This is a genomic window from Salmonella sp. A1325 (assembly GCF_056991255.1).
On record NZ_JAMLWO010000031.1, the window covers coordinates 1 to 560 of the forward strand.

The 560-nt window shown below is 53.2% G+C and carries 1 rRNA gene; it reads left to right on the plus strand.

From position 1 onward, the window contains the following. Positions 1-20: 20 nt before the first annotated feature. Positions 21-560 (plus strand): 23S ribosomal RNA (locus NAZ64_RS22365); the annotation flags it as partial.

A 560-nucleotide genomic window follows, 5' to 3' on the forward strand; every position in this document is an offset into this window, starting at 1 on the left:
GAAACATCTTCGGGTTGTGAGGTTAAGCGACTAAGCGTACACGGTGGATGCCCTGGCAGTCAGAGGCGATGAAGGACGTGCTAATCTGCGATAAGCGCCGGTAAGGTGATATGAACCGTTATAACCGGCGATTTCCGAATGGGGAAACCCAGTGTGATTCGTCACACTATCATTAACTGAATCCATAGGTTAATGAGGCGAACCGGGGGAACTGAAACATCTAAGTACCCCGAGGAAAAGAAATCAACCGAGATTCCCCCAGTAGCGGCGAGCGAACGGGGAGGAGCCCAGAGCCTGAATCAGCATGTGTGTTAGTGGAAGCGTCTGGAAAGGCGCGCGATACAGGGTGACAGCCCCGTACACAAAAGCGCATGTGCTGTGAGCTCGATGAGTAGGGCGGGACACGTGGTATCCTGTCTGAATATGGGGGGACCATCCTCCAAGGCTAAATACTCCTGACTGACCGATAGTGAACCAGTACCGTGAGGGAAAGGCGAAAAGAACCCCGGCGAGGGGAGTGAAAAAGAACCTGAAACCGTGTACGTACAAGCAGTGGGAGC